General features: G+C 67.9%; 23 protein-coding genes. 18 read left to right on the top strand and 5 right to left on the bottom strand.

The genetic code is table 11. The annotated features are described in order from the left end of the window. Positions 1 to 5 precede the first annotated feature (5 nt). Together ACSQ3S_RS13460 and ACSQ3S_RS13455 are read left to right on the top strand one after the other, a co-directional pair. A complete protein-coding gene (locus ACSQ3S_RS13460) occupies positions 6 to 1,445 on the top strand; it encodes an efflux transporter outer membrane subunit (protein WP_436142676.1) in 1,440 nt (479 codons plus the stop codon). 13 nt (positions 1,446 to 1,458) lie between these two features. Beyond that, positions 1,459 to 2,604, top strand: a complete 1,146-nt coding sequence (locus ACSQ3S_RS13455) for an HlyD family secretion protein (protein WP_436142675.1) — start codon at positions 1,459 to 1,461, stop codon at positions 2,602 to 2,604. A gap of 91 nt (positions 2,605 to 2,695) precedes the next feature. On the opposite strand, the gene ACSQ3S_RS13450 is transcribed toward ACSQ3S_RS13455, so the two are convergent. The 3 genes from ACSQ3S_RS13450 to ACSQ3S_RS13440 form a co-directional block, all read right to left on the bottom strand. Further along, positions 2,696 to 4,255 (bottom strand): hypothetical protein, encoded by a 1,560-nt coding sequence (locus ACSQ3S_RS13450; RefSeq protein ID WP_176654042.1) that lies wholly within the window; start codon positions 4,253 to 4,255, stop codon positions 2,696 to 2,698. 52 nt (positions 4,256 to 4,307) lie between these two features. Then, positions 4,308 to 4,580, bottom strand: coding sequence for a hypothetical protein (locus tag ACSQ3S_RS13445; protein WP_436142674.1), 273 nt, complete (start codon positions 4,578 to 4,580; stop codon positions 4,308 to 4,310). Between the two features lie 71 nt (positions 4,581 to 4,651). Beyond that, complete coding sequence (locus ACSQ3S_RS13440; RefSeq protein WP_176654040.1) at positions 4,652 to 5,149, bottom strand: Lrp/AsnC ligand binding domain-containing protein; 498 nt, start codon at positions 5,147 to 5,149, stop codon at positions 4,652 to 4,654. Between the two features lie 99 nt (positions 5,150 to 5,248). Between ACSQ3S_RS13440 and ACSQ3S_RS13435 the strand changes: the two genes are divergently transcribed. Both ACSQ3S_RS13435 and ACSQ3S_RS13430 read left to right on the top strand, forming a co-directional pair. Next, positions 5,249 to 6,532: a D-amino acid dehydrogenase gene (locus tag ACSQ3S_RS13435; RefSeq protein ID WP_436142673.1), complete on the top strand. Its 1,284-nt coding sequence runs from the start codon at positions 5,249 to 5,251 to the stop codon at positions 6,530 to 6,532. A 224-nt stretch (positions 6,533 to 6,756) separates the two neighbouring features. Further along, entirely contained in the window at positions 6,757 to 7,596 is an 840-nt protein-coding gene (locus ACSQ3S_RS13430) for an HDOD domain-containing protein (RefSeq protein WP_176654038.1), read from the top strand. A 9-nt stretch (positions 7,597 to 7,605) separates the two neighbouring features. Here the strand turns inward: ACSQ3S_RS13430 and ACSQ3S_RS13425 are convergent, their stop codons facing one another. Next, complete coding sequence (locus ACSQ3S_RS13425; RefSeq protein ID WP_436142672.1) at positions 7,606 to 8,166, bottom strand: cysteine dioxygenase; 561 nt, start codon at positions 8,164 to 8,166, stop codon at positions 7,606 to 7,608. Positions 8,167 to 8,247: 81 nt separating this feature from the next. Between ACSQ3S_RS13425 and ACSQ3S_RS13420 the strand changes: the two genes are divergently transcribed. Next, entirely contained in the window at positions 8,248 to 9,273 is a 1,026-nt protein-coding gene (locus ACSQ3S_RS13420; RefSeq protein WP_176654036.1) for a transporter, read from the top strand. Between the two features lie 29 nt (positions 9,274 to 9,302). Further along, on the top strand, positions 9,303 to 9,911 hold the full coding sequence (locus ACSQ3S_RS13415; protein ID WP_353404986.1) for a Vat family streptogramin A O-acetyltransferase: 609 nt from the start codon (positions 9,303 to 9,305) through the stop codon (positions 9,909 to 9,911). Here the strand turns inward: ACSQ3S_RS13415 and ACSQ3S_RS13410 are convergent. Beyond that, on the bottom strand, positions 9,859 to 10,386 hold the full coding sequence (locus ACSQ3S_RS13410; RefSeq protein WP_436142671.1) for a hypothetical protein: 528 nt from the start codon (positions 10,384 to 10,386) through the stop codon (positions 9,859 to 9,861). The two genes, ACSQ3S_RS13415 and ACSQ3S_RS13410, sit on opposite strands and share 53 nt — an antisense overlap. Positions 10,387 to 10,531: 145 nt before the next feature. Here ACSQ3S_RS13410 and ACSQ3S_RS13405 point away from each other — a divergent pair, with 145 nt between their 5' ends. From ACSQ3S_RS13405 to ACSQ3S_RS13350, 12 genes are all read left to right on the top strand, one after another. Continuing rightward, complete coding sequence (locus ACSQ3S_RS13405) at positions 10,532 to 11,746, top strand: MFS transporter (RefSeq protein ID WP_436142670.1); 1,215 nt, start codon at positions 10,532 to 10,534, stop codon at positions 11,744 to 11,746. After that, positions 11,743 to 12,366, top strand: coding sequence for a helix-turn-helix transcriptional regulator (locus ACSQ3S_RS13400; RefSeq protein WP_436142669.1), 624 nt, complete (start codon positions 11,743 to 11,745; stop codon positions 12,364 to 12,366). The genes ACSQ3S_RS13405 and ACSQ3S_RS13400 overlap by 4 nt, the downstream gene beginning before the upstream one ends. Positions 12,367 to 12,599: 233 nt before the next feature. Beyond that, positions 12,600 to 14,495, top strand: a complete 1,896-nt coding sequence (locus tag ACSQ3S_RS13395) for a polysaccharide biosynthesis protein (RefSeq protein WP_436142668.1) — start codon at positions 12,600 to 12,602, stop codon at positions 14,493 to 14,495. Between the two features lie 33 nt (positions 14,496 to 14,528). Next, a complete protein-coding gene (locus ACSQ3S_RS13390; RefSeq protein WP_436142667.1) occupies positions 14,529 to 15,590 on the top strand; it encodes a Gfo/Idh/MocA family protein in 1,062 nt (353 codons plus the stop codon). A gap of 48 nt (positions 15,591 to 15,638) precedes the next feature. Then, complete coding sequence (locus ACSQ3S_RS13385; protein ID WP_436142666.1) at positions 15,639 to 16,247, top strand: DapH/DapD/GlmU-related protein; 609 nt, start codon at positions 15,639 to 15,641, stop codon at positions 16,245 to 16,247. 10 nt (positions 16,248 to 16,257) lie between these two features. After that, the gene (locus tag ACSQ3S_RS13380) at positions 16,258 to 17,361 is read left to right on the top strand and encodes a DegT/DnrJ/EryC1/StrS family aminotransferase (RefSeq protein WP_436142665.1); all 1,104 of its coding nucleotides are present in this window, start codon (positions 16,258 to 16,260) and stop codon (positions 17,359 to 17,361) included. Further along, positions 17,354 to 18,685 carry an oligosaccharide flippase family protein gene (locus tag ACSQ3S_RS13375; protein WP_436142664.1) on the top strand — a complete coding sequence of 444 codons (1,332 nt, stop codon included), beginning with the start codon at positions 17,354 to 17,356 and terminating at the stop codon, positions 18,683 to 18,685. The genes ACSQ3S_RS13380 and ACSQ3S_RS13375 overlap by 8 nt, the downstream gene beginning before the upstream one ends. Further along, on the top strand, positions 18,672 to 19,934 hold the full coding sequence (locus tag ACSQ3S_RS13370) for a hypothetical protein (protein ID WP_436142663.1): 1,263 nt from the start codon (positions 18,672 to 18,674) through the stop codon (positions 19,932 to 19,934). Before ACSQ3S_RS13375 ends, ACSQ3S_RS13370 begins: the two co-directional genes overlap by 14 nt. Further along, entirely contained in the window at positions 19,927 to 21,027 is a 1,101-nt protein-coding gene (locus ACSQ3S_RS13365) for a glycosyltransferase family 4 protein (protein ID WP_436142662.1), read from the top strand. Before ACSQ3S_RS13370 ends, ACSQ3S_RS13365 begins: the two co-directional genes overlap by 8 nt. Beyond that, a complete protein-coding gene (locus ACSQ3S_RS13360; protein WP_436142661.1) occupies positions 21,014 to 21,703 on the top strand; it encodes a hypothetical protein in 690 nt (229 codons plus the stop codon). The genes ACSQ3S_RS13365 and ACSQ3S_RS13360 overlap by 14 nt, the downstream gene beginning before the upstream one ends. A 9-nt stretch (positions 21,704 to 21,712) precedes the next feature. After that, entirely contained in the window at positions 21,713 to 22,420 is a 708-nt protein-coding gene (locus ACSQ3S_RS13355; protein ID WP_436142660.1) for a hypothetical protein, read from the top strand. Continuing rightward, positions 22,417 to 23,211, top strand: coding sequence for a hypothetical protein (locus ACSQ3S_RS13350; RefSeq protein ID WP_436142659.1), 795 nt, complete (start codon positions 22,417 to 22,419; stop codon positions 23,209 to 23,211). The genes ACSQ3S_RS13355 and ACSQ3S_RS13350 overlap by 4 nt, the downstream gene beginning before the upstream one ends.

Genomic DNA, 23,211 nt, shown 5'->3' with positions numbered 1-23,211 from the left:
AAACGATGAAAACCCAACTAAAGAAAACCGCCCCGCTGCTGGCCATGCTGCTGGCGATGGCCGGCTGCGCCCATGTCACGCCGGACCTGCACCCGCTGGCCCGGCGCGACATCGCCGGCGCCGAACTGGCGTCCGGCATCAAGCTGGCGCGCGAAGGCTGGCCGCAGGCGCAATGGTGGACCGCCTACCACGACGAGCAGTTGAACGCGCTGATCAAGCAGGCGCTGGCCAGCGGCCCGACGCTGGAAGTGGCCGCCGCGCAGATCGGCAGCGCCAGCTCGGCGCTGCAACGCACGGCGGCCGACGTCGGCGTCGACATCAGCGCCTATGCCAACGCCAACCGCCAGCGCTATTCCGGCACCGGCCTGTTCCCGGCGCCGATCGGCGGCACCTGGTTCACCGCCGAAACGCTGCGCCTGGACGCGCGCTACAACTTCGACTGGTGGGGCAAGAACCGCGCGCAGGTCGCCGCCGCCGTCGGCGAGCTGACGGCCGGCCGCGCCGCCTATGCCCAGGCCGAACAGGCGCTGGCGGCGGCCGTCGCGCAAAGCTACTTCCGCCTGCAGGGAGCGTGGGCGCGCCTGGCCAACACCGAACAGCTGGCGACCGCGCAAACCGCGCTGGCGCAGGACAAGGCCAAACGCATCGCGCGCGGCCTGGCCAACGCCGACGAGCGGCGCGGCGCCGAGCTGGAACTGAACCTGATCCGCAAGCGGCAGGCGGAACTGCGGGCCGACATCGGCCGCGAACGCGAGGCCCTGCGCGCGCTGGTCGGCGCCGACAGCAGCGCGCTGGCCGACCTCAAGCCGCAGCCGCTGAATGCCACGCCGCACGCCCTGCCCGCCCGCCTCGGCATCGAGCTGCTGGCGCGCCGGCCCGACCTGCAGGCAGCGCGCTGGAAACTGGAGGCCTCGCTGAGCCGGATCGACGCGGCCAAGGCGGCCTTTTATCCTGACGTGAACCTGACCGGATCGATCGGCCTCGATACCGTCAAGCTGGAAAACCTGCTGCAGGCGGCCAGCCGCACGCTGTACATCGGCCCGACGCTGACGCTGCCGCTGTTCGACAGCCGGCGCCTCGATGCGCAGCTCGACAGCGCCCGCACCAGCCGCAACGAACGCATCGCCGAATACAACCAGGCGGTGATCGATGCCGTGCGCGACGTGGCGCAGGACGGCGTGCAGCTGCAAGGCATCGAACAGCAGATCGCGCAGCAGACGCAGGCCACCGGCCTGGCGCGGGCGCAGATGGCGTCGGCGCAGGCGCGGCTCGACCACGGCCTGGCCGACCGCGGCAGCGTGCTCAATGCGCAACTGGCGCTACTGCGCCAGCGGGACGCCGACCTCTATCTGCAGCAGGTGCAGCTGCTGGCCGAAGTGGCGCTGACCAACGCGCTGGGCGGCGGCTATCACGAAGAAGCGCCGCTGGCGACGGCTTCCAAATAACAAGGATGAAACCATGAGCACCGACATCACCAAACCGAACGACAAGAAACGCAAGACCGTCCTGGCCGGCATCACGCTGCTGTTCATCGCCGCCGGCATCGCCTACGCCGCCTACTACAAGATCGTGCTGTCCAGGGAACAGCAGACCGACAACGCCTACGTCGGCGGCAACCTGGTCAACCTGTCGTCGCAGGTCACCGGCAACGTGGCCGAGATCCGCGCCGACGAAACGCAGATGGTGCAGGCCGGCGCCACGCTGATCAAGCTGGACTCGGCCGACGCCGACGTCGCTCTGAGCCAGGCCGAGGCCCGCCTCGGCGCCGCCGTGCGTCAGCAGCGCCAGCGCTACGCCGACGTCGCCCAGTACGACGCCACGGTCGCGCAGCGCAAGCTGCAGCTGAAGGAAGCCGAGGACGACCTGGCGCGCCGCAAGCCGCTGGCGGCCGACCACACGGTGTCGGGCGAGGAAGTCGAGCATGCGCGGCAGGCGGTGGACAACGCCCGCGCCGCGATCGCGGTGGCGGTCAAGCAGGCCGACGCCGCGAAGGCCGGCGTGGCCGGCGTGGCGGTGGCGCAGCATCCTTCGGTGCTGGCGGCCAGGGCCGACTACCAGCAGGCGTGGCTGGCGGCGCGCCGCAACACCATCGTGGCGCTGGTGTCGGGCTACGTGGCCAAGCGCAGCGTGCAGATCGGCGCAAGGGCGACGCCGGGCACCTCGCTGCTGTCGATCGTGCCGCTGGACCAGTTGTGGGTGGACGCCAACTTCAAGGAATCGGAGCTGCGCAACATCCGCGTCGGCCAGCCGGCCAGGATCGAGGCCGACATGTACGGCAGCAAAGTCGAATTCCATGGCAAGGTGGTGGGGCTGTCGGCAGGCACGGGCAGCGCGTTCTCGCTGCTGCCGGCGCAGAACGCCAGCGGCAACTGGATCAAGGTGGTGCAGCGGCTGCCGGTGCGGATCGCGCTTGACCCGCAGGAGCTGGCCGCGCATCCGCTGCGCATCGGCCTGTCGACCACGGTGACGGTCGACATCAGCAAGACCGACGGCCCGGTGCTCGGTGCGCCAATGCCGCAGGCACCGGTCTACACCACGCAGGCGCTGGCCCAGCCGCTGCAGCAAGCCGCCACCGCCGCCGACGCCATCATCGCCCGCAATTAAACCCGGGGTCAGATCCGACATTTGGACACGAGCTCTACCGTTGCGGCTGCAACGGTAGAGCTCGTGTCCAAATGTCGGATCTGACCCCGGATTATTTTTGCAGCTCGGCGTCCAGTTGGCGGATCGCCGCCTGCGCCTGCGTGATGACGCGGTCGGCGATGCGCTGGCGCATGCCGGGCACGCGGCCGGCCGCTTCGGCTTCCAGCAACAACGGCGTCAGCAACTGCAGCGCCGAGTCGTGGAAGCCTTGCGCCACCATGTCCAGTTGCGTGTTGAAGCTGTGCTCGGCCGCCTGCAGCTGCTTGCGCAGCTCGTCTTCGAAGGCGGCGCGCTTGTCGCGGATTTCAGTGCGCTTGCGCTTGCCGCTGTCGGTGAACCACTTGAACGCGCCCGCCAGCAGCACCGCGCCGCCGACAAACGGCGCCACCGGCGCCACCACCGGCAACACCACCGCCGCGCCGATCAGATAGGCCGCCGTGCCGGTGCCGGCCGCCACCACCGCCCCGCTCATCAAGGTGACGCTGGCCGCCGTGTCGACGCCGTTGACGATGCGCGTGCCGACCCGCAAGCGCGGCATCAGCTTGGCCAGGGTCGAATGGTGCTGCCGCTGGAATACCGACGACTGATTCAGCCGCATCGCCTGCTGGAACAGCCGCAGGTCCTCCTGCAGCAGATGCAGCGCCTGTTCCTTGCGGCGCACGATGCGGTCCAGCCGCCGCTCCATCTCCTGGCCGAACTGGTTGCGGCCCATGCTGGCCCACACATCCTCGTCCTTCCATTGGTCGGTGTTGAGCCGGTCGGTGATGGCCAGCTCGATGGCGTTGCCGGCGTCGTGCACGGCGTCGTCGATTTCCTCGACCAGCAGGCGGCGCTCGTGGGCGATGCGCTGGTCGACCAAGGTCAGGCGCTGCAGCACCTGGTTCTTCAGGTCGTTGGCGGCGTTGACCAGCGTGGCCGCCGTGGCCTCGCCCACCGACAGCATGTGCGCCTGCTCCAGGTAGACTGAAATATCATGCGCGATGGCCGAGGTGGTGCTGCCGACCAGCTCGCGCAGCTGGCCATGATCGATGTCGCCGGACTGGAACTGACGCGCATGCTCGATCAGCGCCTGCTGGCCGGCATTGCGGCCGAAGTCGGCCACGGCGTCGGCCAGCGAACGGCCGCGCACCAGCCGGCGCGCCTGCTCGCCCAGGTTGGCCAGGATGCCGCGCTCTTCGGCCGGCGGCAGCAGATGCAGATGTTCGGGCGTCAGCCGCACCGACAGCGCCTTGGCCAGCCGCTGGGCCAGCGCGCGGGCGTCGGCGCCGTGCAGCGCCAGCAGCGGGATGGTCATGCCGAGGGCGTTTTCGCGCGCGGCCTGGTCGATGCCGGCGCTGCTACGGCTGAGCGCGTTGAAGGCCCAGTCGACGTCGACGCCCGATTCGATGGCGTTCAGCACCAGCGCGGTGAAGACGGCCGAGGACTTGCCGTCGCCGGCGATGTCGGTGACGGCGGCGAACTGCGCCAGCGTCAGGCTGCCCTCCTTGCCGGCGATGGCGCCGACCGCGCGCGCGTAGGCCGAGCTGAAGCTCTGGTCCGAAGACATATGCTCGTCCAGCGAGCGGACGCTGACCGCGTGGGTTGTTGTCGGAGTACCGTGCTGACTGTTCACACCTGCTCCAGTTCATTTAATGCCATTATGGCATTCTAACTGAAGCATCGGTTCAATGAGGCATGTAGCGGATCGCGACCAGGATCAGACTGGCTTGTCCGACCGCCGAAGCAAATATCCACTTCAATATTTCCGCCTTCTGCTCCGCCAACTGCTGATTTATAAAGAGCCGAAGACGCTCCTCAAACGCAGCCAGATCGGATTTGCTGGCCGCTTGCGTCACTAGTATGTCTGCAAGCGCCATGGCGTGGGCTTCCGCCTGTCCGGTCGGCACGCCTGCGGATTCCAGGCGCTTCGCATAGCTGAGTGTATCGAGAGAAATCATAATGGTCCCCCAAGCATCCCGTTATTGTCCTCCTTCCGAGAGCGCCCGCAAGTAGCGCATGCTGATCCATATCAGCCCTGCACCACCTCGGTAGACAAAATCAGCGTCTCCTTGATCTCCTCCATCACGACATAGCTTTTCGACTGCGCCGCCCCTGGCAGGCTGAGCAGCATGTCGCCCAGCAGCTTGCGGTACTCGGCCATTTCGTGGATGCGCGCCTTGATCAGGTAGTCGAAGTCGCCCGACACCAGGTGGCACTCCTGCACCTCCGGTATCCGCAGCACCTCGCGCCGGAATTGTTCGAACACCGGCCCCGATTTCTGGTTCAGCGTGATCTCGACAAACACCAGCAGCTTGGCCCCCAGCGAAGGCGGATCGATGCGCGCGTGGTAGCCGGTGATCACGCCGTCGCGCTCCATGCGCTTGACCCGCTCGATCGCCGGCGTGATCGACAAACCGACCTGCTCGCTCAGGTCTTTCATCGAGATCCGGCCATCGGCTTGCAGGATCTGCAATATCTTCCTGTCCAGCTTGTCCAGGCTGCGGACCGATTCTTTTTGAATTCGCATGAATATCCACTGAATTTATCAAGTTATATAGTAACAAATACTAGTGATACAAGCATACCATAGCGGAATATCTGGCAGGTTCAATAATTGGGGGATGAGATGCGTGTTGTGATCTTGGGTAGCGGTGTTATCGGCGTCACCAGCGCCTATTATCTGGCCAAGGCCGGCCACGATGTGACCGTGCTCGACCGTCAGCCCGGTCCCGCGCTGGAAACCAGCTTCGCCAACGCCGGCCAGATCTCGCCCGGCTACGCCTCCCCCTGGGCCGCGCCCGGCATCCCGCTGAAAGCGATGAAATGGATGCTGCAGCGTCACGCGCCGCTGTCGATCACGCCCGACGGCACGATGTTCCAGCTGGAGTGGATGTGGCAGATGCTGCAAAACTGCACCGCCGAACGTTACGCCACTAATAAAGAGCGCATGGTGCGCCTGGCCGAATACAGCCGCGACTGCTTCAAGGTGCTGCGCGCCAGCACCGGCATCGAATACGAAGGCCGCCAGCAAGGCACGACCCAGCTGTTCCGCACGCAAAAGCAGCTGGACGACGCCGCCAAGGATATCCAGGTGCTGGAAGAAACCGGCGTGCCGTATCAACTGCTGAGCCGCGAACAACTGCTTGCCGCCGAACCGGGCCTGGACCAGAACAAGCTGGTCGGCGGCCTGCGCCTGCCCAACGATGAAACCGGCGACTGCCAGCTGTTCACCACCCGCCTGACCGCGATGGCCGAGGAACTGGGCGTCAAGTTCCGCTACGGCGTCGACATCACCGGCCTGGCCACGGCCGGCGAGGAAATCAAAGGCGTGCAGTGCGGCGCCGAACTGGTGACCGCCGATTCCTACGTGGTGGCGCTGGGCGCCTATTCGACCACGCTGTTGAAGGACCTGGTCAAGATTCCCGTCTATCCGCTCAAGGGCTACTCGATCACCGTCCCCATCGTCAACGCGGGCGCCGCGCCGGTGTCGACCATCCTCGACGAGACCTACAAGATCGCCGTGACCCGCTTCGACGACCGCATCCGCGTCGGCGGCATGGCCGAAATCGCCGGCTTCGACAAGCGCCTCAATCCGCGCCGCCGCGAAACGCTGGAGATGGTGGTCAACGACCTGTTCCCCGGCGCCGGCGACACCGCGCAAGCCAGCTTCTGGACCGGCCTGCGTCCGATGACGCCGGACGGCACGCCTATCGTCGGCCGCACCGGCCTGCGCAACCTGTTCATCAACACCGGCCACGGCACCCTGGGCTGGACCATGTCCTGCGGTTCGGCGCAGCTGCTGTCGGACCTGATCTCGGCGCGCCGCCCGGCGATCCTGGCCGACGACCTGTCGGTGAGCCGCTACAACACCGGCGGCGCCCAGCGCCGTCCGCAGCTGGCAAACGCCTGACGACAGTCCAAGCTTAACCCCGGTCGCGGCGCCATCGATGGCGCCGCGACCGGTTTCCTCCTTGCGCCGCACGGCGCTTTCGGCCGCGGATCATTGCTATCCGCGCGCACCGGCACCAGCATCGGCGCGATACTGTGGCATCGCCGCCTCTAATCTGACATTGAATCCGCTATCACGCCTACATGGCGTTGAGATTGCAGCGGCGGGTGCGTATAATTTTCATCATGAATAAACTCGAAGCATTCGGCCATATCGCGGCCCTGGCCATTCGTGGCGAACTGGTATTCCCAACCAGCGTAAACGCGGCACTGCGCGTTCAATTGGCGTTGGACGATCCGGAGTGCCCGGTCGACAAGGCGATCAGCCTGGTGCTGGCCGAGCCGCTGCTGGCGGCGCGCACCGTCGCCATCGCCAATTCCGCCATGTTCAACCGCGCCGGCGCGCCGACCATCACCAACGTGCGCGGCGCCATCATGCGCATCGGCTACCAGAACCTGTTCGCGCTGGCCGCCGCCATGGTGGTGCGCCAGTTCGGCAGCAAGATCTCCGATCCGGCGCTGCGCCTCAAGGCCGAACAGCTGTGGGACCACACCATCGCCGTGGCGGCGCTGTCGCGCATCATCGCGCGCCAGGTCACCGGCGTGAATCCGGACACCGCGCTGTTCGCCGCCATCGTGCACGAGGTGGGCGGCTTCTACCTGCTGTCGCGCGCCGACGAATTCCCGGGGCTGCTGGAAGAGGATCCGGAAAACTGGCACTCGGCCAGCGAAGAAATCATCACCCGCGAAGTGATGCGCAAGCTGTGCATCCCCGAGCCGGTGGCCGAGGCGATCGAGGGCCTGCGCGACAGCTTCATGTCGATCCCGCCCGATACGCTGCTCGACACGCTGCTGCTGGCCAACCACCTGACGCCGGTGAAGTCGCCGCTGCAGGAACCGCAGCGCGACCTGCCGCCGCATTCCGATTCGGCCATCGACCTGTTCATCGACGAACAGAAGCTGGCCGACATGCTGGCCGAAGCCGAGAACGACGCCGTCGAGATGAACGCCGCCTTGCTGGTTTAATCCGCCGCTCTAGCGGTTGGCGTAGCCCGATCGGAACGGTTTGACGGCGCCATCGGGCGCATACACGGAGCGATCGATGGCGCCGATGTCCCCGCCGTACACGTGCACGCCGACCGACACCCTGTCGTCATAGGCGTTGCGCACTTCGTGGATGTCGCCCAGCGCCGGCGATACCGCGCTCATCTGCCCCTGTTCCAGCCGCAGCGGCGCGCCGTCCGCCACCATGGCGCCGCCGGCCCCGCGCCGGTAGGCCTGCGCGATCTCGGCTCCGCGCAGGATGCCGACCAATCCCCACACCGTATGATCGTGCACAGGCGTGCGCTGGCCCGGTCCCCAGACAAAGCTGGCGACCGAATAGCGCGCGGCCGGATCGAGGTACAGCAGGTACTGGCGGTAGAACTGCGGATCGGGCTGCGCCATCGCATCGGGCAGCCAGTCGTCATGCGCCAGCAAGGCGCGCAGCAGCGCACCGCCCTCCTCGACGATGCGCGGCTCGGCGGCGCCCTGCGCCAGCAGGCGGTCCATGCCGTCGACAAAGACGGCCAGGCGCGGCGGCAAATCGGTATGCATAACAAATCTCCCGGTCAGGATCTCACCCTATGGTAGCGTAATTTGCTATCCTGATGCCCGCGACCACCATGGAGAAAACGAATGCAGAATGCGCCTCAGTCCTACGGATCCGACCAAGCGGGCATGGTCTGCGGCTACGTGTTCGGCCGCACACCGGACGGCAAGGGCGTGCCGCTGGATACCGACCAGGCCTGCCTGTGGCTGAAGAACCGCGAGCAGCATCCGGGCGAATTCGTCTGGCTGCACTACAACCTGGCCAACACGGCCAGCGAGAAGTGGCTGCACGAACACACCTCGTTGCCCGAGGAATTCTATGAAAGCCTGCACGAAGGCCCGCGCTCGACCCGCATTGAGCTGGCCGACAACACGCTGGTGGCCGTGGTCAACGACGTGCTGCACGATTTTTCGTTCGAGCCATCGGACATTTCCACGCTATGGCTCAGCGTCGACAAGCAGATCGTCATCAGCGCCCGGCGCAAGCCGCTGAAGGCGGTCGACAGCCTGCGCAACGCGGTACGCAACGGCGAGCCGATACGCTCGTCGGTCGAACTGCTGATCCACCTGCTGCGCGACCAGGCCGACGCGCTGATCAAGATCGTCCGCGACTCGATCGCCACGGTGGACGACATCGAAGACAATCTGCTGGCCGGCAAGCTCAACACCAAGCGCGCCAGCCTGGGCGCGCTGCGGCGCGTGCTGGTGCGCCTGCAACGCCTGCTGGCGCCGGAGCCGGCGGCGCTGTTCCGGTTGCTGCAACGGCCGCCGGCCTGGGTCGCCGAGATCGACGCCCAGGAACTGCGCCAGTCGACCGAGGAATTCTCGATGGTGCTGGCGGACATGGCCTCGCTGCAGGAGCGCATCAAGCTGATACAGGAGGAGATCGCGGCGCTGGTCAACGAAGGCAACAACCGCAGCCTGTTCGTGCTGACCGTGGTGACGGTGCTGGCCCTGCCGATCAACATCATCGCCGGCCTGCTCGGCATGAACGTGGGCGGCATTCCGCTGGCGCAGGAGCCGGAGGGGTTCTGGGTGGTGGTGGCGATCGTCGCCAGCTTCACGCTGATCGCCGGCTGGATCGCCTTCCGCCGCCAGGGAGACGTGTCGTGAACGGCCCGTCGCCGGACGATCCGCACCCGATGCCGGGCTTCCCGCAGGTCTGCTACATCAAGAACATCGTACGCAATCCGAACATCGTCATCGGCGACTACACTTACTACGACGATCCGGAAGACCCGGAAAACTTCGAGCGCAACGTGCTGTACCACTTCCCCTTCATCGGCGACAAGCTCGTGATCGGCAAGTTCTGCGCGCTGGCGCGCGGCGTCAAGTTCATCATGAACGGCGCCAACCACAAAATGTCGGGCATCTCGACCTATCCGTTCCAGATCTTCGGCAACGGCTGGGAGCAGGCGATGCCGGCGCCGGGCGAGCTGCCGTACAAGGGCGACACGGTGGTCGGCAACGACGTCTGGATAGGCTACGACGCCTTGATCATGCCGGGCGTGCATATCGGCGACGGCGCCATCGTCTCGTCGCGCTCCGTGGTCACCGGCGACGTCGCCCCGTACACCGTCGTCGGCGGCAATCCGGCCAGGCAGATCAAGGAGCGCTTCGCGCCGGAAGCCGCGGCGCGGCTGCAGGCGATCGCCTGGTGGGACTGGCCGGTCGAACGGATCACGGCCAACCTGGCGCTTATCGTTTCCGGCGATATTGAGGCGCTGGCGCAGGTTCAGCCAGGTTCCTGAGGTTGTAGACCAGGCGGCCGCCGTAGGCCGCGAACAGCACGCCCAGGACCAGCGCGATCAGGTTGTCGCGGCGGTAGCTGCCCCGCACGGTGGCCAGGCTGGAGACTTCCTTGCCGCCGACCGACACGCCATACACCGTGTAGTACCTGCCCTGCAAAAAACCGGGCGAGGCCGACTGGCCCGGGTGCAGGAGTACGGTGACCGGATACGACCCGGCCTCGGCGTCGCCGATCGCCTGCCGCAGTCGGCCATCGCTATCGCCCTTGACGTACACCACGAACTGGCGCGGCTCGCCGGCGAGGGCGAAGTACAGGCCGCCCTGCGCCGGGTGGGCCGAGGCGACGCGGCCGGTGGCTGACTGCAGCTGCCCGGCATCCGGAAAGTTCCGCTCCAGCGCGACGTACAGCATCATCAGGCCTATGCCCAGCAGCAGAAAGAAGTACGCGCCACGGCGGCCGGCAAACCAATTCTTCATCTTGTTTCGGGCGGATTGCAAAGTTGACGACAGAGCCGCCATCATACATGCGCGCTGCCGACGCGGCAGCATAAGTAAACATTTTTGTTTACTTAATAATGAGATCCGCCTACAGTAGCGTTACTCGATTCGTTGAATGCCACCCATGAAAACACCCCTGCTGATCGGCGCCGCCTGCCTGCTGGCCCTGCTGTCCACGATAGGCGCGGCGCTGCCGTATCCGATTCTGCCGCCGCTGTTCGCCGCCGGCGTCAGCAACGGCTTGAACCAGTTCCTCGGCCTGCCGCCCAAGCTGCTGTTCGGCCTGGCGCTGACGATCAATCCGCTCGGCCTGCTGATCGGCTCCGCCCTGCTCGGACCGATGTCGGACCGCTACGGCCGCCGCCCGGTGCTGCTGGTGACCGCCGTCGGCGCCGCCATCGGCCACGCGGTGACGGCCGTCGCGCTGCTGCTGGAATCCTATCCGCTGTTTATCGTCGCCCGCTTCGCCACCGGTCTGCTCGAGGGCAACGGCTCGGTGGCGCGCGCGATGCTGGCCGACCGCCTCGACGGCGACCTGCGGCGCAAGGCCCTGTCGTGGCTGAACGGCGCCTTTTATATGGGCTGGCTGGCCGGCCCGCTGCTGGCCGGCGTCACGCTGGCCTGGGGCATCACGATGCCGTTCTGGGTCGCCGTGGCCGCGCTGCTGCTGGTGGCGGTGCTGGTGGCCGCCGTGCTGCCGCACGAAACGCCGTCGCAGGCGACCACCTCGTGGTGGCAGGTGGCGCGCGACCGCCACGCGCTGAACCTGCTGCGCGAGCCGGACCTGCGCAACCTGTTCATCGTCACGCTGGCCTATACCTGCGGCGTGACGGCGTTCTACGAGTTCTATCCGCTGTGGCTGGTGGAGGTGCCCGGTTACGGCGCACGGGGCATCGCCTGGACCACCGCCGCCCTGTGCGCGGTGATGACCACCACCACCCTGTTCGCCGGCCGTCCGTTCCAGGGGGAGCCGCTGCTGCGGGCGCGCCGCTTCGCCATCGTCACCGCTACGCTGATCGCGCTGCTGGCGGCCAGCAACGCCTGGGTCGGCATCGCCGCCATCATCCTGTTCGGCGTGCCGCACTCCTGCTACAACGCCATCGTGCCCAACTGGTGCGCCGAGCGCTTCGGCGCGCACGGCCAGGGCGCCGTCATGGGACTGATCTCCACCACCTTCTGCCTGGCCAATATCCTGATGGCGCTGGCCGGCGCGGTGCTGACGCTGATCGACACCCGTTTGATCCTGGTGCTGGGCGCGCTGCTGACCGCGTGGTCGGCGTGGCGCATGCAAAGCTGGCACGCCAGCATGAACGCCAGGCTGGAGGGCGCGCTGCCATGAACACCGCCGAACAAACGCTGTTCCTGTTGAAGACGCGCGGGCCGCAGACCGCGCAACAGCTGGCCGGCCTGATGGACCTGACCTCGATGGGCGCGCGCCGGCAGCTCGAAGCGTGGCAGGAAAAAGGCATGGTCGGCTACGAGGACGTGGCCGACAAGCCGGGCCGCCCGTCGCGCCGCTGGCTGCTGACCGAGGCGGGCCACGCGCGCTTCCCCGATCGCCACGCCGACCTGACGGTGCAGCTGATCGACCAGGTGCGCGGCCTGTTCGGCGACGCGGGCCTGGAGAAATTGATCGTCGCGCGCGAGGCCGCCAGCGAACAGCAATACCGCCAGCATCTGCAAGGCGTGCGCGCGCTGCCGCAACGGGTGGCGGCGCTGGCGCAGGCGCGCACCAGCGAAGGCTACATGGCGGAAGTGCAGGCGCAGGACGATGGCAGCCTGCTGCTGGTGGAGAACCATTGTCCGATCTGCGCCGCCGCGCGCCAGTGCCAGAAGTTCTGCCGCTCGGAGCTCGACGTGTTCCAGCGCGTGCTGGGGCCGGAGTGCTCGGTGGGCCGCGTCGAACACATGCTCAATGGCGCGCGCCGCTGCGTGTATTTGATCAAGCCGCGTAACTAAATTCCAGAAACAAATATCAACAAGAAATAGATGTCAAGCCGCCAGGATAAGCTCCGCCGCGCAGTTTGATCGCAGTCAAGCCGCACTACGCTGGTCAGAAGACAATCAACGCATGCCGGGTGCCCGCACCGGGCAATCAGCCAGATTGCTTCATGAAGGTATTGCGCATCATGTTTTATTTAGCCTCACGTACTGCCTGCCTTGCCCGCCGTCTCAGCGAAAAAGCCATCGCCATGAGTCGGCGCGGCAAAAGCGCCGTGATGCTGGGTGCCGATTGCCTGGCACTGCCGTTGTGCGTGGAGCTGGCGATGCTGATGCGCTCCTCGCCCCTGGCGCCGCTGTCCGCAACGCTGCTGTTGTCGGCCGTGTCGGCGGCGGCGCTGGCGATGTCCGACCTGTACGGCGCGGTGCTGCGCTACCTTGAGCAGCGCATGCTGGCCCGCGCGGCCTTCGGCATGGCGATCGCCGTGCTGTGCATCCATCTGCTGACGCTCGATCAGGCCACGCACTACCCGGCCGGCGCGCTGGTGACCTACTGGTTTGTCGCACTGGCCTACCTGGTGGCCTCGCGGGTGGCGGTGTGCAGCCTGCTGCAGCGCCTGAGCGGGCCGCCGCCACAGGCGCGCGAAGCGGTCGCCATCTACGGCGCCGGCGACGCCGGCGCGCGCCTGGCGCAAGCCATGCGCGCCGACAGCCGCTATAGCCCGATCTGCTTTTTCGACGAGAAGCACGGCCGCGCGCCGCACACCATCGCCGGCCTGCGCGTGCTGCCGCCGCAGCAGCTGGCCGAGACGGTGGCCGCCGCGTCGATCAGCCTGATCGTCATCGCCCTGCCCGACATTTCCGGCGAGCGGCTCGGCGCCGTGCTGCGCATGGTGCGCACCAGCGGCGTCAGCGTCAAGTTCCTGCATGGCCTGCTGGACCTGGCCGACCACGCGTGGCGCCGCCAGGCGCCGCGCAGCGCCAGCTTCGAGTTTCCGCTGGAGCAGTTGCTGGGGCGGCCGCCGGTGCCGCCGGACAGCGCGCTGTTCGGCCGCTGCGTGCGCGCCAGGAGCGTGCTGGTGACCGGCGCCGGCGGCTCCATCGGCAGCGAGTTGTGCCGCCAGATCGCCAGCCTGGGTCCGCGCCGCCTGCACCTGCTGGACCATTGCGAGTTCTCGCTGTACACCATACGCCAGGAGCTGATGGCGCAATGGCCGCAGCTGCAGCTGCGCGCGCACCTGGGATCGGTGTGCAACGAGCGGCTGCTCGACCGCATCATGCAGGAGGACAGCATCGACACCATTTATCACGCCGCCGCCTACAAGCATGTGAACCTGGTCGAGACCAATGTGGTCGAGGGCCTGCGCAACAACGTGCTGGGCGCGCGCAACGTCGCGCGCATCGCCGACAAATACCTGGTCGAGACCTGCGTGCTCGTTTCCAGCGACAAGGCGGTGCGTCCCAGCACCATCATGGGTGCCAGCAAGCGGCTGTCCGAGCTGGTGTTCCAGGCGGCGGCGCAGACGGCCGCGCGCGACGGCGGCCGCACCGTGTTCAGCATGGTGCGCTTCGGCAACGTGCTGGGTTCCTCCGGCTCGGTGGTGCCGCTGTTCCGCCGCCAGTTGCAGCAAGGCGGCCCGCTGACCGTGACCGACGCCGGCATGGAGCGCTACTTCATGCTGATCCCGGAGGCGGCGCAGCTGGTGATCCAGGCCGGCGCGATGGCCGAGGGCGGCGAGGTGTTCGTGCTCGACATGGGCCGGCCGATCCGCATCGTCGACCTGGCGCGCAGCATGATCGCGCTGGCCGGCCTGACCGAGAAGACCGCCCAGTATCCGCACGGCGACATCGAAATCCAGTACGTCGGCCTGGTCCCCGGCGAGAAACTGCAGGAGGAGCTGCTGACCGAGCAGGACGCCGTGCCCAGCGAGCATCCGCGCATCCTGCGCATGAAGGAACGGGCGCTGCCGCCGGCGCTGCTGGAGCAGTACATCGAATTGCTGCTGGTGGCCTGCGATACCAACGACCGCTGGCTGATCGAAGCCATGCTGAAGACCATCATGTCCGAGTTCACGCCGCAAACCGGCGCGCCCGCCGGCGCCGACGAGGCGCTGCGGGCGATGGCGCAGCTGGCGCAGACGTCCTGACATCCATCCCATCACCCCGAGGAGAACCGCACCATGCGCCAGTTCGCACCCGCCGTTACCGACCGCAAGATGCGCTTCGCCCTGGTGGGCTGCGGCCGCATCGCGCAAAACCATTTCTCCGCGCTGCGCCAGCATGGCGAGCGCTGCACGCTCGACGCCGTGTGCGACGTCGATCCCGCCGCGCTGGAGCGGGCCGCCGAACACACCGGGGCGGCGCCGTTCGCCAGCCTGCAGCAGATGCTGGCTACGGCGGACATCGACGCCTGCATCATCACCACGCCCTCCGGCCTGCATCCGGAGCAGGCGGTGCAGATCGCCCGCGCCAGCCGCCACGTGATCACCGAAAAGCCGATGGCCACCCGCTGGGAAGACGCCAAGCGCATGGTCGCCGCCTGCGACGCGGCCGGCGTGCGCATGTTCGTGGTCAAGCAGAACCGCCGCAACGCCACGCTGCAGCTGCTCAAGCGCGCGGTCGACAAGAAGCGCTTCGGCCGCATCTACATGGTGACGCTGAACGTGTTCTGGACCCGGCCGCAAGCCTATTACAACAGCGCGGCCTGGCGCGGCACCTGGGAATTCGACGGCGGCGCGTTCATGAACCAGGCCAGCCACTACGTCGACCTGATCGACTGGATCGTCGGCCCGGTGGAAAGCCTGCAGGCCTACACGGCCACACTGGCGCGCGACATCGAGGTCGAGGACACCGGTGTCATCAGCCTGCGCTGGCGCAACGGCGCGCTCGGCTCGATGAACGTGACGATGCTGGCCTATCCGCACAACCTCGAAGGCAGCATCACCATCCTCGGCGAAAAGGGCACGGCGCGCATCGGCGGCGTGGCCGTCAACGAAGTGCAGCAATGGGACTTCGCCGAGCCGGACGAGGACGACGAGCGCGTCAAGGACGCCAGCTACGTCACCACTTCGGTCTACGGCTACGGCCATCCGCTGTACTACGACAACGTGCTCAAGGTGCTGCGCGGCGAGGCCGAGCCGGAGACGGACGGCCGCGAAGGCCTGAAGTCGCTGGAAGTGCTGATCGCCGCCTACCGCTCCGCCCGCGACGGCCGCCGCGTGGCGCTGCCGCTCGATTACTGATGCCCGACCATCCGCCGTTCAACCAAGGATACAACCAAGGAGAATCGCATGTCCCGCAACGCCCTCTTGCAGCCGCAGCACACCATCCATCCGAGCGCCGTGGTCGACGCCGGCGCCGTCATCGGCCCCGCCACCCGCATCTGGCACTTCAGCCACGTGTGCGGCGGCGCGCGCATCGGCGCCTGCTGCTCGCTGGGGCAGAACGTCTACGTCGGCAACGATGTCGTGATCGGCGACAACGTCAAGATCCAGAACAACGTCTCGGTGTACGACGCGGTCACCATCGAGGACGACGTGTTCTGCGGCCCGAGCATGGTGTTCACCAATGTCCACAATCCGCGCGCGGCGGTGGTGCGCAAGGACGAATACCGGCCCACGCTGGTGCGCCGCGGCGCCACCATCGGCGCCAACGCCACCATCGTCTGCGGCGTGACCATCGGCAGCTATGCCTTCCTCGCCGCCGGCGCCGTCGCCACCCGCGACGTGCCCGATTTCGCGCTGATGGCCGGCGTGCCGGCGCGGCGCATCGGCTGGATCAGCCGCCACGGCGAGCGGCTGGCGCTGCCAGAGGAAGGCGAAGGCCGGGCCGTGTGCCCGCATACGGGCGACGTGTATGCCGTCAGCGGCGGCGTCTGCACCCTGCTGTCGGCGGAATAAGGAGAGCATCGTGGAATTCATCGACCTGAAAGCGCAATACCAGCGCCTGCGTGAGGATATCGGCGGCGCCATGCAGCGCGTGCTCGATCACGGCCAGTACATCATGGGGCCGGAAGTGGCCGAACTGGAGCAGCGGCTGGCCGCGTGGAGCGGCGCGCGCCATTGCGTGACGGCGGCCTCGGGCACCGAGGCGCTGCTGATCGCGATGATGGCGCTGGGCGTGCGGCCGGGCGACGAGATCGTCACCACGCCGTTTTCGTTCATCGCGACGGCGGAGGCGATCGTGCTGCTGGGCGCGCGGCCGGTGTTCGTCGACGTCGAGCGCGGCAGCGCCAACATCGATCCGGCGCTGATCGCGGCGCGCCTGAGCAAGCGCACCCGCGCCATCATGCCGGTGTCGCTGTACGGCCAGCCGGCGGACATGGACGCCATCAACGACCTGGCGCAGGCGCACGGCCTGGCCGTGATCGAGGACGCGGCGCAGAGCTTCGGCGCCAGCTATCGCGGCCGGCGCAGCGGCAACCTGTCGACCATCGGCTGCACCAGCTTCTTCCCCAGCAAGCCGCTGGGCTGCTACGGCGACGGCGGCGCGGCCTTCACCAGCGACGACGAGCTGGCGCAGGCGATGCGCGAGATCCGCGTGCACGGCCAGTCGCAGCGCTACCGGCACACGCGCATCGGCGTCGGCGGCCGCATGGACACGCTGCAGTGCGCCGTGGTGCTGGCCAAGCTGGCCGTGTTCGACGAGGAGCTGGCGCTGCGGCAGCGCGTGGCCGCCTGCTACGAGCGCCTGTTCGCCGGCCGCGTCGCCACCTTCGCGCCGGCGGCCGACCGCAGCAGCGCCTATGCGCAGTACACCATCCTGCCCAGGCGGCGCGCCGTGGTGCAGGCGGCGCTGCAGCAGGCCGGCATACCGAGCGCGGTGCACTACCCCGTGCCGATCCACCGCCAGCCCGCCTATGCCGGCTTCGACGACGCCGATTGCCCGGTTGCCGAGCTGCTGTCGCAGTATGTGCTGAGCCTGCCGATGGGACCCTACCTGTCCCTGGCCGACGCCGAAAAAGTAGCGGCCACCGTGCTGGCCGCCGATAAATCAGCGGGCCATCATGCCTAGCCTGCCGCCCCTGCCGCCCTTCTGGCAACACCTGCTGACTGTGCTCAGCGGATCGCTGGCGGCGCAGGCCCTGCCCATCCTGGCCGCGCCGCTGATCACCCGCTGGTGCCGGCCGCAGGACCTGGGCGCGTTCGGCGTCTGGTACGGCGTGGTGGCCATCGCCGCCGTGGCGGCCACGCTGCGGATGGAAAACGCGATGATCATCGATCACCGGCGGCCCCGGCAGCGCATCTGCTTCGGCGTGGTGGCGTGGTCGGCCGGCTGGCTGGCGGTGCTGCTGACGCTGGGCGCCGCCATCGCCAGGCTGGCCGGCTGGACCGGCATGTCATGGCTGGGCGTGCTGACGCTGGGCGCGGCGGCCTGGCTGACGGCGGTCATGCAGACCACGCTGGCCTATGCGGCGTCGCATAACGCCTTCGGCGCGGCGGCCAAGGCCAAGGTGTGGGCGGCGGGCGGCATCGCCGCCGGCCAGCTCTGCCTGCTGCTGGCCGGCGCCGGCGCCGCCGCGCTGCTGGCCGGCCACCTGGCCGGGCTGGCCCTGGGGCTGCTGGCCGCGCGCCGCCTGCTGGCGCCGCCGTCGCCGTCGACCGCGCCATGGGCCGCGCCGTCCGCCCCGCCATCGCCGCACGCCAGGTGGCGGCACTGGATGGCGGGCTGGCGGCCGACGCCGCTGCAGCGGCGCTACCTGATCAAGCACCGCGCGTTCTGGCATTTTTCATTGCCGGCCAATCTGCTCAACGCCGCCGTCGGCCAGCTGCCGCTGCTGATCATCGGCGCGCGCCACGGCGCGCTGGCCGCCGGCCTGTACGCGCTGACGCTGCGCGTGCTGGCGGCGCCGATCTCGCTGCTGGCCGCCTCGGTGCTGGAAGTGTTCAAGCGCGAATCGGTGCGCCAGTTCCAGAACGACGGCAATTGCCGCCCGGCCTACCTGCACGCGCTGCGCGTGCTGCTGCTGCTGGGCTGCCTGCCATCGCTGGTGCTGTTGCTGGCCTCGCCGGCGCTGTTCAGCTTTGTCTTCGGCCCGGCCTGGCGCGGCGCCGGCGAACTGGCGCAGATCCTGGCGCCGCTGTATTTCCTCAACTTTATCGCCAGCCCGCTCAGCTACGTGTTCTTCGTCGCCGGCCGGCAAAAGATCGAGCTGGTCTGGCAGGTCGCCCTGTTCGCCATGACCATCGCCGCGTTTGCCGCGCCGCTGACGCTCAAGCAAAGCGTGCTGGCCTACACGGTCGGCTACTCGCTGCTGTACCTGCTGTACCTGCAGATGTCCTACCGCTACGCGCTGAACCGCGATGTCCCGGGGAGGAGGCTTCATGCGGCAGGCTGAATCGCCGGCGGCCGGCTTCCCCGCGCGGGGGCGGCAGCGCGGCCCGGCTCGCGCCCCTGCCCCGGCACGCGCGCCGGCGCGCGCCGGCCTGCTCGGTCCCGGCTATGCGGAACTGGCCTTCTTCCTGCTGTTCCCCGGCTTCTTCTTCTACCAGACGCTGCTGGGGCTGGGCCTGATACGCGCCTACCTGGGCGGCTATTTCGCCGTCATCTCGCTGCTGATGCTGCCGCCGCTGCTGCTGTCCTATCTGCGCCGGCTGCAGGTGCGGCACTACCAGCTGCCCCGCGTGGACGCCGCCTTCCTCGCCTTCCTGGCCTACTTCGCCGCCATCGTCGCCTGCAACGCCGCCGGCGCCAACCCGGTCATCACCAGCCATCACGTGCTGGCCCTGGTCTACCTGTTCAACCTGTTCGTCATCTTCACCTCGCTCGATTTCGACAGCCGCCGCTTCCGCTGGACCCAGCTCGCCAGCCTGGCCGGCATGTCCTGCATCGTGTTCGCGTACTCGGTCGACGGCGCGTTCTACCTGGCCGCGCTGGGCGCCGCCCGCGATCCGGACAGCGTCGCCACCTACCAGGGTTTCTCCCGCTCCTACCTGCTGCCGCTGGCCGTGATGCTGGCCTGCACGCCGCAGCGCAGCCTGCGCTGGGCGCTGTACGCGCTGGGCCTGCCCACGCTCTACATCAACACCGCCCGCAGCGAGTTCGGCGCGCTGCTGTTCCTGGTCCCGTTGATCGAGCTGCACACGGCGCGCCACCGCCTGCTGATGCTGGCCGCCTTCATCGGCGCCGCCGCGCTGATCCAGTTCAACCTGCGGGACATCCTGGCCGTCGTGCCCAGCAACCGCACGCTGGAGCTGCTGGACCTGTCGCAGTCGAGCTCGGCCAGCATGCGCCACGAGCTGACGCTGCAGGCGCTGGCCACCATCGCCCGGCATCCGCTGCTGGGCGACTACGCCAGCTACCAGGTCGGGCTGTATGCGCACAACGTGCTGTCGGCCTGGGTCGACCTGGGCCTGCTGGGTTTTGCCGCGCTGCTGCTGCTGCTGATCTACCCGCTGTGCCAGATGGCGCTGCACGCCTATGCGCTGGGCGAGCGCGCCAACCGCCGCCCGCCGTTCGTGCTGGCCTGGAGCCTGCTGGCGATGACCCTGATGCTGCTGTGCCTGTCGCACTTCTTCAGCGACATGCAGATCGGCGCCGCGCTGGGCGCCTACGCCCGCTACCGCCGTGGAGAAGGCCATGCTTAGCATCGCCCACCTGACCTCGGCCCATCCGCGCTACGACAGCCGCATCTTCGGCAAGCAATGCCGCACCCTGGCCGAGCACGGCCACCAGGTCGCGCTGGTGGTGGCCGACGGCCATGGCAACGACTACCGCCACGGCGTGCGTATCCTCGACGCCGGCGCCACCAGCGGCCGGCTCGACCGCATGCTGTCGGGCACGCACCGCGTCTACCGCCTGGCGCTGCGGCTGCGCGCCGACATCGTCCAGCTGCACGATCCGGAACTGCTGCCGGCCGCGCTGCTGCTCAAGCTGCGCGGCCACAAGGTCATCTTCGACGCCCACGAGGACGTGCCGCTGCAGCTGCTGGGCAAGCCCTACCTGGGGCCGTCGTCGCGGCGGCTGCTGGCCGCCGCCTACGCCCGCTTCGAGCACCATGCCTGCCGCCTGCTCGACGGCGTGATCGCCGCCACGCCCACCATCCGCGACAAGTTTTCGCTGATCAACCGCAGCACGATAGACATCAACAACTTCCCGCTGTCCGACGAGTTCAGCGCCGATCCCGGCTGGGAGCACAAGCCGCTGCAGGTGTGCTACGTCGGTGGGCTGAGCGCGATCCGCGGCATCGCCGAGCTGGTGCGCGCCTGCGAGCTGCTGCGCACGCCGGTGCGGGTGCGCCTGGCCGGCAGTTTCGGCGAACCGGCGCTGGCCGCGCGGATGCGGGCCCTGCCGGGATGGAGCCGCATCGACGCGGCCGGCCTGCTCGACCGCGCCGGCGTCGGCGCCATGCTGGCCGCCTCGCGCGCCGGCCTGGTCACGCTGCACCCCACGCCCAACCACCTGGACGCGCTGCCGGTCAAGATGTTCGAGTACATGGCGGCCGGCATCCCGGTGATCGCCTCCGATTTCCCCCTGTGGCGCGGCATCGTCGAGGGCAATGGCTGCGGCGTCTGCGTCGATCCGCACGACCCGGCCGCGATCGCCACCGCCATCGACTACCTGGCCGGCCATCCGGACGTCGCCCGCCGCATGGGCGAGAACGGCCGCGCGGCGGTGCGGACGCGCTACAACTGGGGCAGCGAATCGATCAAGCTGCTGCGCTTCTATGAATCTCTTTGACCATCTGCGCCTGATCGGCGACATCGCCCGCCTGCCGCGTGCCCGGCTGCGCTTCGACGCCGCGCTCAATCCGGCGCTGATACAACGCACCCACGCGCTGTTCACCATGCCGCATCCGCGCTACCGGCTGGTGCGGCACAAGACGCTGGGCATCGCGCTGATCGACCTGCGCGCCTACGCCAGCGGCGCCGACTACCTGCACGCGCTGCGCCACAAGGACAATGCCGGCTACCAGAGCCGGCGCGCGCGCCGGCGCGGCTACAGCGTCGAGGAAATCGACCGCAACGACTACGTCGACGACATCCACCGCATCAACACCTCGCTGGCCGAGCGCCAGGGCCGGCCGATGGATCCGGCGTACGCCGACAAGATAGAGCGCTATTTCGCCGTCGACAGCTTCCGCTACTTCGGCGTGCTCGACCGTGACCGCCGGCTTGCCGCTTATTGCGACGTCGGCATTTATGGCGACTTTGCCGCCACCGACCGCCTGCTGGGCTACAAGAACAGCAGCGGCGTCATGTATCTGCTGCTGGCGGACATCGCCTGCCGCCTGATCGACGACGGCCGCTACAACTACTTCATGTACGACACCTACCTGGGGGCCAAGCCCGGCTTGCGGGAATTTAAAAAGAAGCTGGGCTTCCAGCCCTATGTCATCCACTACTCCATCCATTGAGGGGCTTACATGTTAACCACGCTCACCCGCCATTGCCAGTTGATCCTGGACGTAGCCAGACTGCCCGTGGCCAGCCTTTGTTTCGACACCAGTCTCAATCCGGAAGACGTCAGGGAAACCCATCGCAACTTCACCCGTCCGCATCCCAGGTACAAGGTGTTTGGCCACAAGCAGCTCGGCGTCGCGCTGATCGACCTGCGCCGCCACGCCTGCCCGACCGCCTACCTGGACAGCCTGACCGGCCAGCACGGCGGCGCCGGCTACGCCAGCAAGGCCAGGCGGCGCGGCTACAGGCTGGCCGAGATCGACCGCAACGCGCACATCGACGAGATCCACGATATCAACACCAGCCTGGCCACCCGCCAGGGCCGGCCGATGGACGCCAACTACCGCGAAAAGAAGCTGCACTACGACACGCAGTGCAATTTCCGCTACTACGGCGTGTTCAACAAGTTCGGCAAGCTGATGGCCTACAGCAATGTCGGCCGCTACGGCAATTTCGCCGCCTTTTCCCAGCTGATGGGCTACCGCAACAACGACGGCGTCATGCACCTGATGGTGACCGACATCGTCGCCCTGCTGCTGCTCGAGCGGCAGGCCGGCGGCGGGCCGGACTACCTGATGTACGACACCTTCTTCGGCGCCCAGGCCGGGATGCGCCATTTCAAGACCATGCTCGGCTTCGTCCCCTACCGCGCGCGCTACAGCCTGCTATGAAGAGTGCCATCAAGACCATCGCCCACCGCATCTACAGCGACTACCTGATGCCGTCGCGGCTGCATCACTACGAGGCGCTGCTGCGGCAGGCGCGGCGGGCCGGCTACCGGCAGACGTCGGTGCGCTCGTGGCTGGAAACGCTGCGCCAGGGGGAAGCCGGCGGCGACCGTCCGGTGCTGGTGCACCGCCACGACATCGACACCGACCTGGCCACCGCCCGCCGCATGTTCGCGCTCGAGCGCAAGCACGGCGTGCGCGCCAGCTATTACTTCCGGCTGTCGACGCTGGACTTCGAGCTGATGCGCGAGATCGAGCGCTACGGCAGCGAGGCCAGCTACCACTACGAGGAGATCGCCACCTACGCCAAGCGCGCCAACCTGAAGGCGCCGGCGACGGTGCGCGCGCGCATGGCCGACATCCGCCGCGAGTTCGAGGGCAATTTCCACCGCATCGAGCAACAGCTGGGCAGCAAGCTGCTGACGGTCGCCAGCCACGGCGATTTCGCCAACCGCCGCCTCGGCATGAGCAACTGCGAACTGCTGGACGACCCGGCGCTGCGCCGGCGCTGCGGCATCGCCGCCGAATGCTACGACGCCGCGCTGATGGACAGCTTCGACCTCTACATCAGCGACCGGCCGCACCCGCAATATTTCCATCCGATGCCGCCGCAGCAGGCGCTGGGCCGCCATCGCCGCATCTGCCTGCTGACCCACCCGGTGCAATGGCGCACCAACTGGGTCGCCAGCAGCGGCCACAACCTGCGGCGCGTGCTCGAAGCCTGGCGCTGGTGA

Source organism: Duganella sp. LjRoot269, assembly GCF_964254095.1.
GTDB classification, from domain to species: Bacteria; Pseudomonadota; Gammaproteobacteria; order Burkholderiales; family Burkholderiaceae_D; genus Rugamonas; species Rugamonas hordei.
This window is presented reverse-complemented; position numbering and strand designations above follow the sequence as displayed.

Coding starts and splice junctions, on each gene's coding strand:
- ACSQ3S_RS13460 (WP_436142676.1), top strand. CDS start 6: ATGAAAACCCAACTAAAGAAAACCGCCCCGCTGCTGGCCATGCTGCTG.
- ACSQ3S_RS13455 (WP_436142675.1), top strand. CDS start 1,459: ATGAGCACCGACATCACCAAACCGAACGACAAGAAACGCAAGACCGTC.
- ACSQ3S_RS13445 (WP_436142674.1), bottom strand. CDS start 4,580: ATGATTTCTCTCGATACACTCAGCTATGCGAAGCGCCTGGAATCCGCA.
- ACSQ3S_RS13440 (WP_176654040.1), bottom strand. CDS start 5,149: ATGCGAATTCAAAAAGAATCGGTCCGCAGCCTGGACAAGCTGGACAGG.
- ACSQ3S_RS13435 (WP_436142673.1), top strand. CDS start 5,249: ATGCGTGTTGTGATCTTGGGTAGCGGTGTTATCGGCGTCACCAGCGCC.
- ACSQ3S_RS13430 (WP_176654038.1), top strand. CDS start 6,757: ATGAATAAACTCGAAGCATTCGGCCATATCGCGGCCCTGGCCATTCGT.
- ACSQ3S_RS13425 (WP_436142672.1), bottom strand. CDS start 8,166: ATGCATACCGATTTGCCGCCGCGCCTGGCCGTCTTTGTCGACGGCATG.
- ACSQ3S_RS13420 (WP_176654036.1), top strand. CDS start 8,248: ATGCAGAATGCGCCTCAGTCCTACGGATCCGACCAAGCGGGCATGGTC.
- ACSQ3S_RS13415 (WP_353404986.1), top strand. CDS start 9,303: ATGCCGGGCTTCCCGCAGGTCTGCTACATCAAGAACATCGTACGCAAT.
- ACSQ3S_RS13410 (WP_436142671.1), bottom strand. CDS start 10,386: ATGAAGAATTGGTTTGCCGGCCGCCGTGGCGCGTACTTCTTTCTGCTG.
- ACSQ3S_RS13405 (WP_436142670.1), top strand. CDS start 10,532: ATGAAAACACCCCTGCTGATCGGCGCCGCCTGCCTGCTGGCCCTGCTG.
- ACSQ3S_RS13400 (WP_436142669.1), top strand. CDS start 11,743: ATGAACACCGCCGAACAAACGCTGTTCCTGTTGAAGACGCGCGGGCCG.
- ACSQ3S_RS13395 (WP_436142668.1), top strand. CDS start 12,600: ATGAGTCGGCGCGGCAAAAGCGCCGTGATGCTGGGTGCCGATTGCCTG.
- ACSQ3S_RS13390 (WP_436142667.1), top strand. CDS start 14,529: ATGCGCCAGTTCGCACCCGCCGTTACCGACCGCAAGATGCGCTTCGCC.
- ACSQ3S_RS13385 (WP_436142666.1), top strand. CDS start 15,639: ATGTCCCGCAACGCCCTCTTGCAGCCGCAGCACACCATCCATCCGAGC.
- ACSQ3S_RS13375 (WP_436142664.1), top strand. CDS start 17,354: ATGCCTAGCCTGCCGCCCCTGCCGCCCTTCTGGCAACACCTGCTGACT.
- ACSQ3S_RS13370 (WP_436142663.1), top strand. CDS start 18,672: ATGCGGCAGGCTGAATCGCCGGCGGCCGGCTTCCCCGCGCGGGGGCGG.
- ACSQ3S_RS13365 (WP_436142662.1), top strand. CDS start 19,927: ATGCTTAGCATCGCCCACCTGACCTCGGCCCATCCGCGCTACGACAGC.
- ACSQ3S_RS13360 (WP_436142661.1), top strand. CDS start 21,014: ATGAATCTCTTTGACCATCTGCGCCTGATCGGCGACATCGCCCGCCTG.
- ACSQ3S_RS13355 (WP_436142660.1), top strand. CDS start 21,713: ATGTTAACCACGCTCACCCGCCATTGCCAGTTGATCCTGGACGTAGCC.
- ACSQ3S_RS13350 (WP_436142659.1), top strand. CDS start 22,417: ATGAAGAGTGCCATCAAGACCATCGCCCACCGCATCTACAGCGACTAC.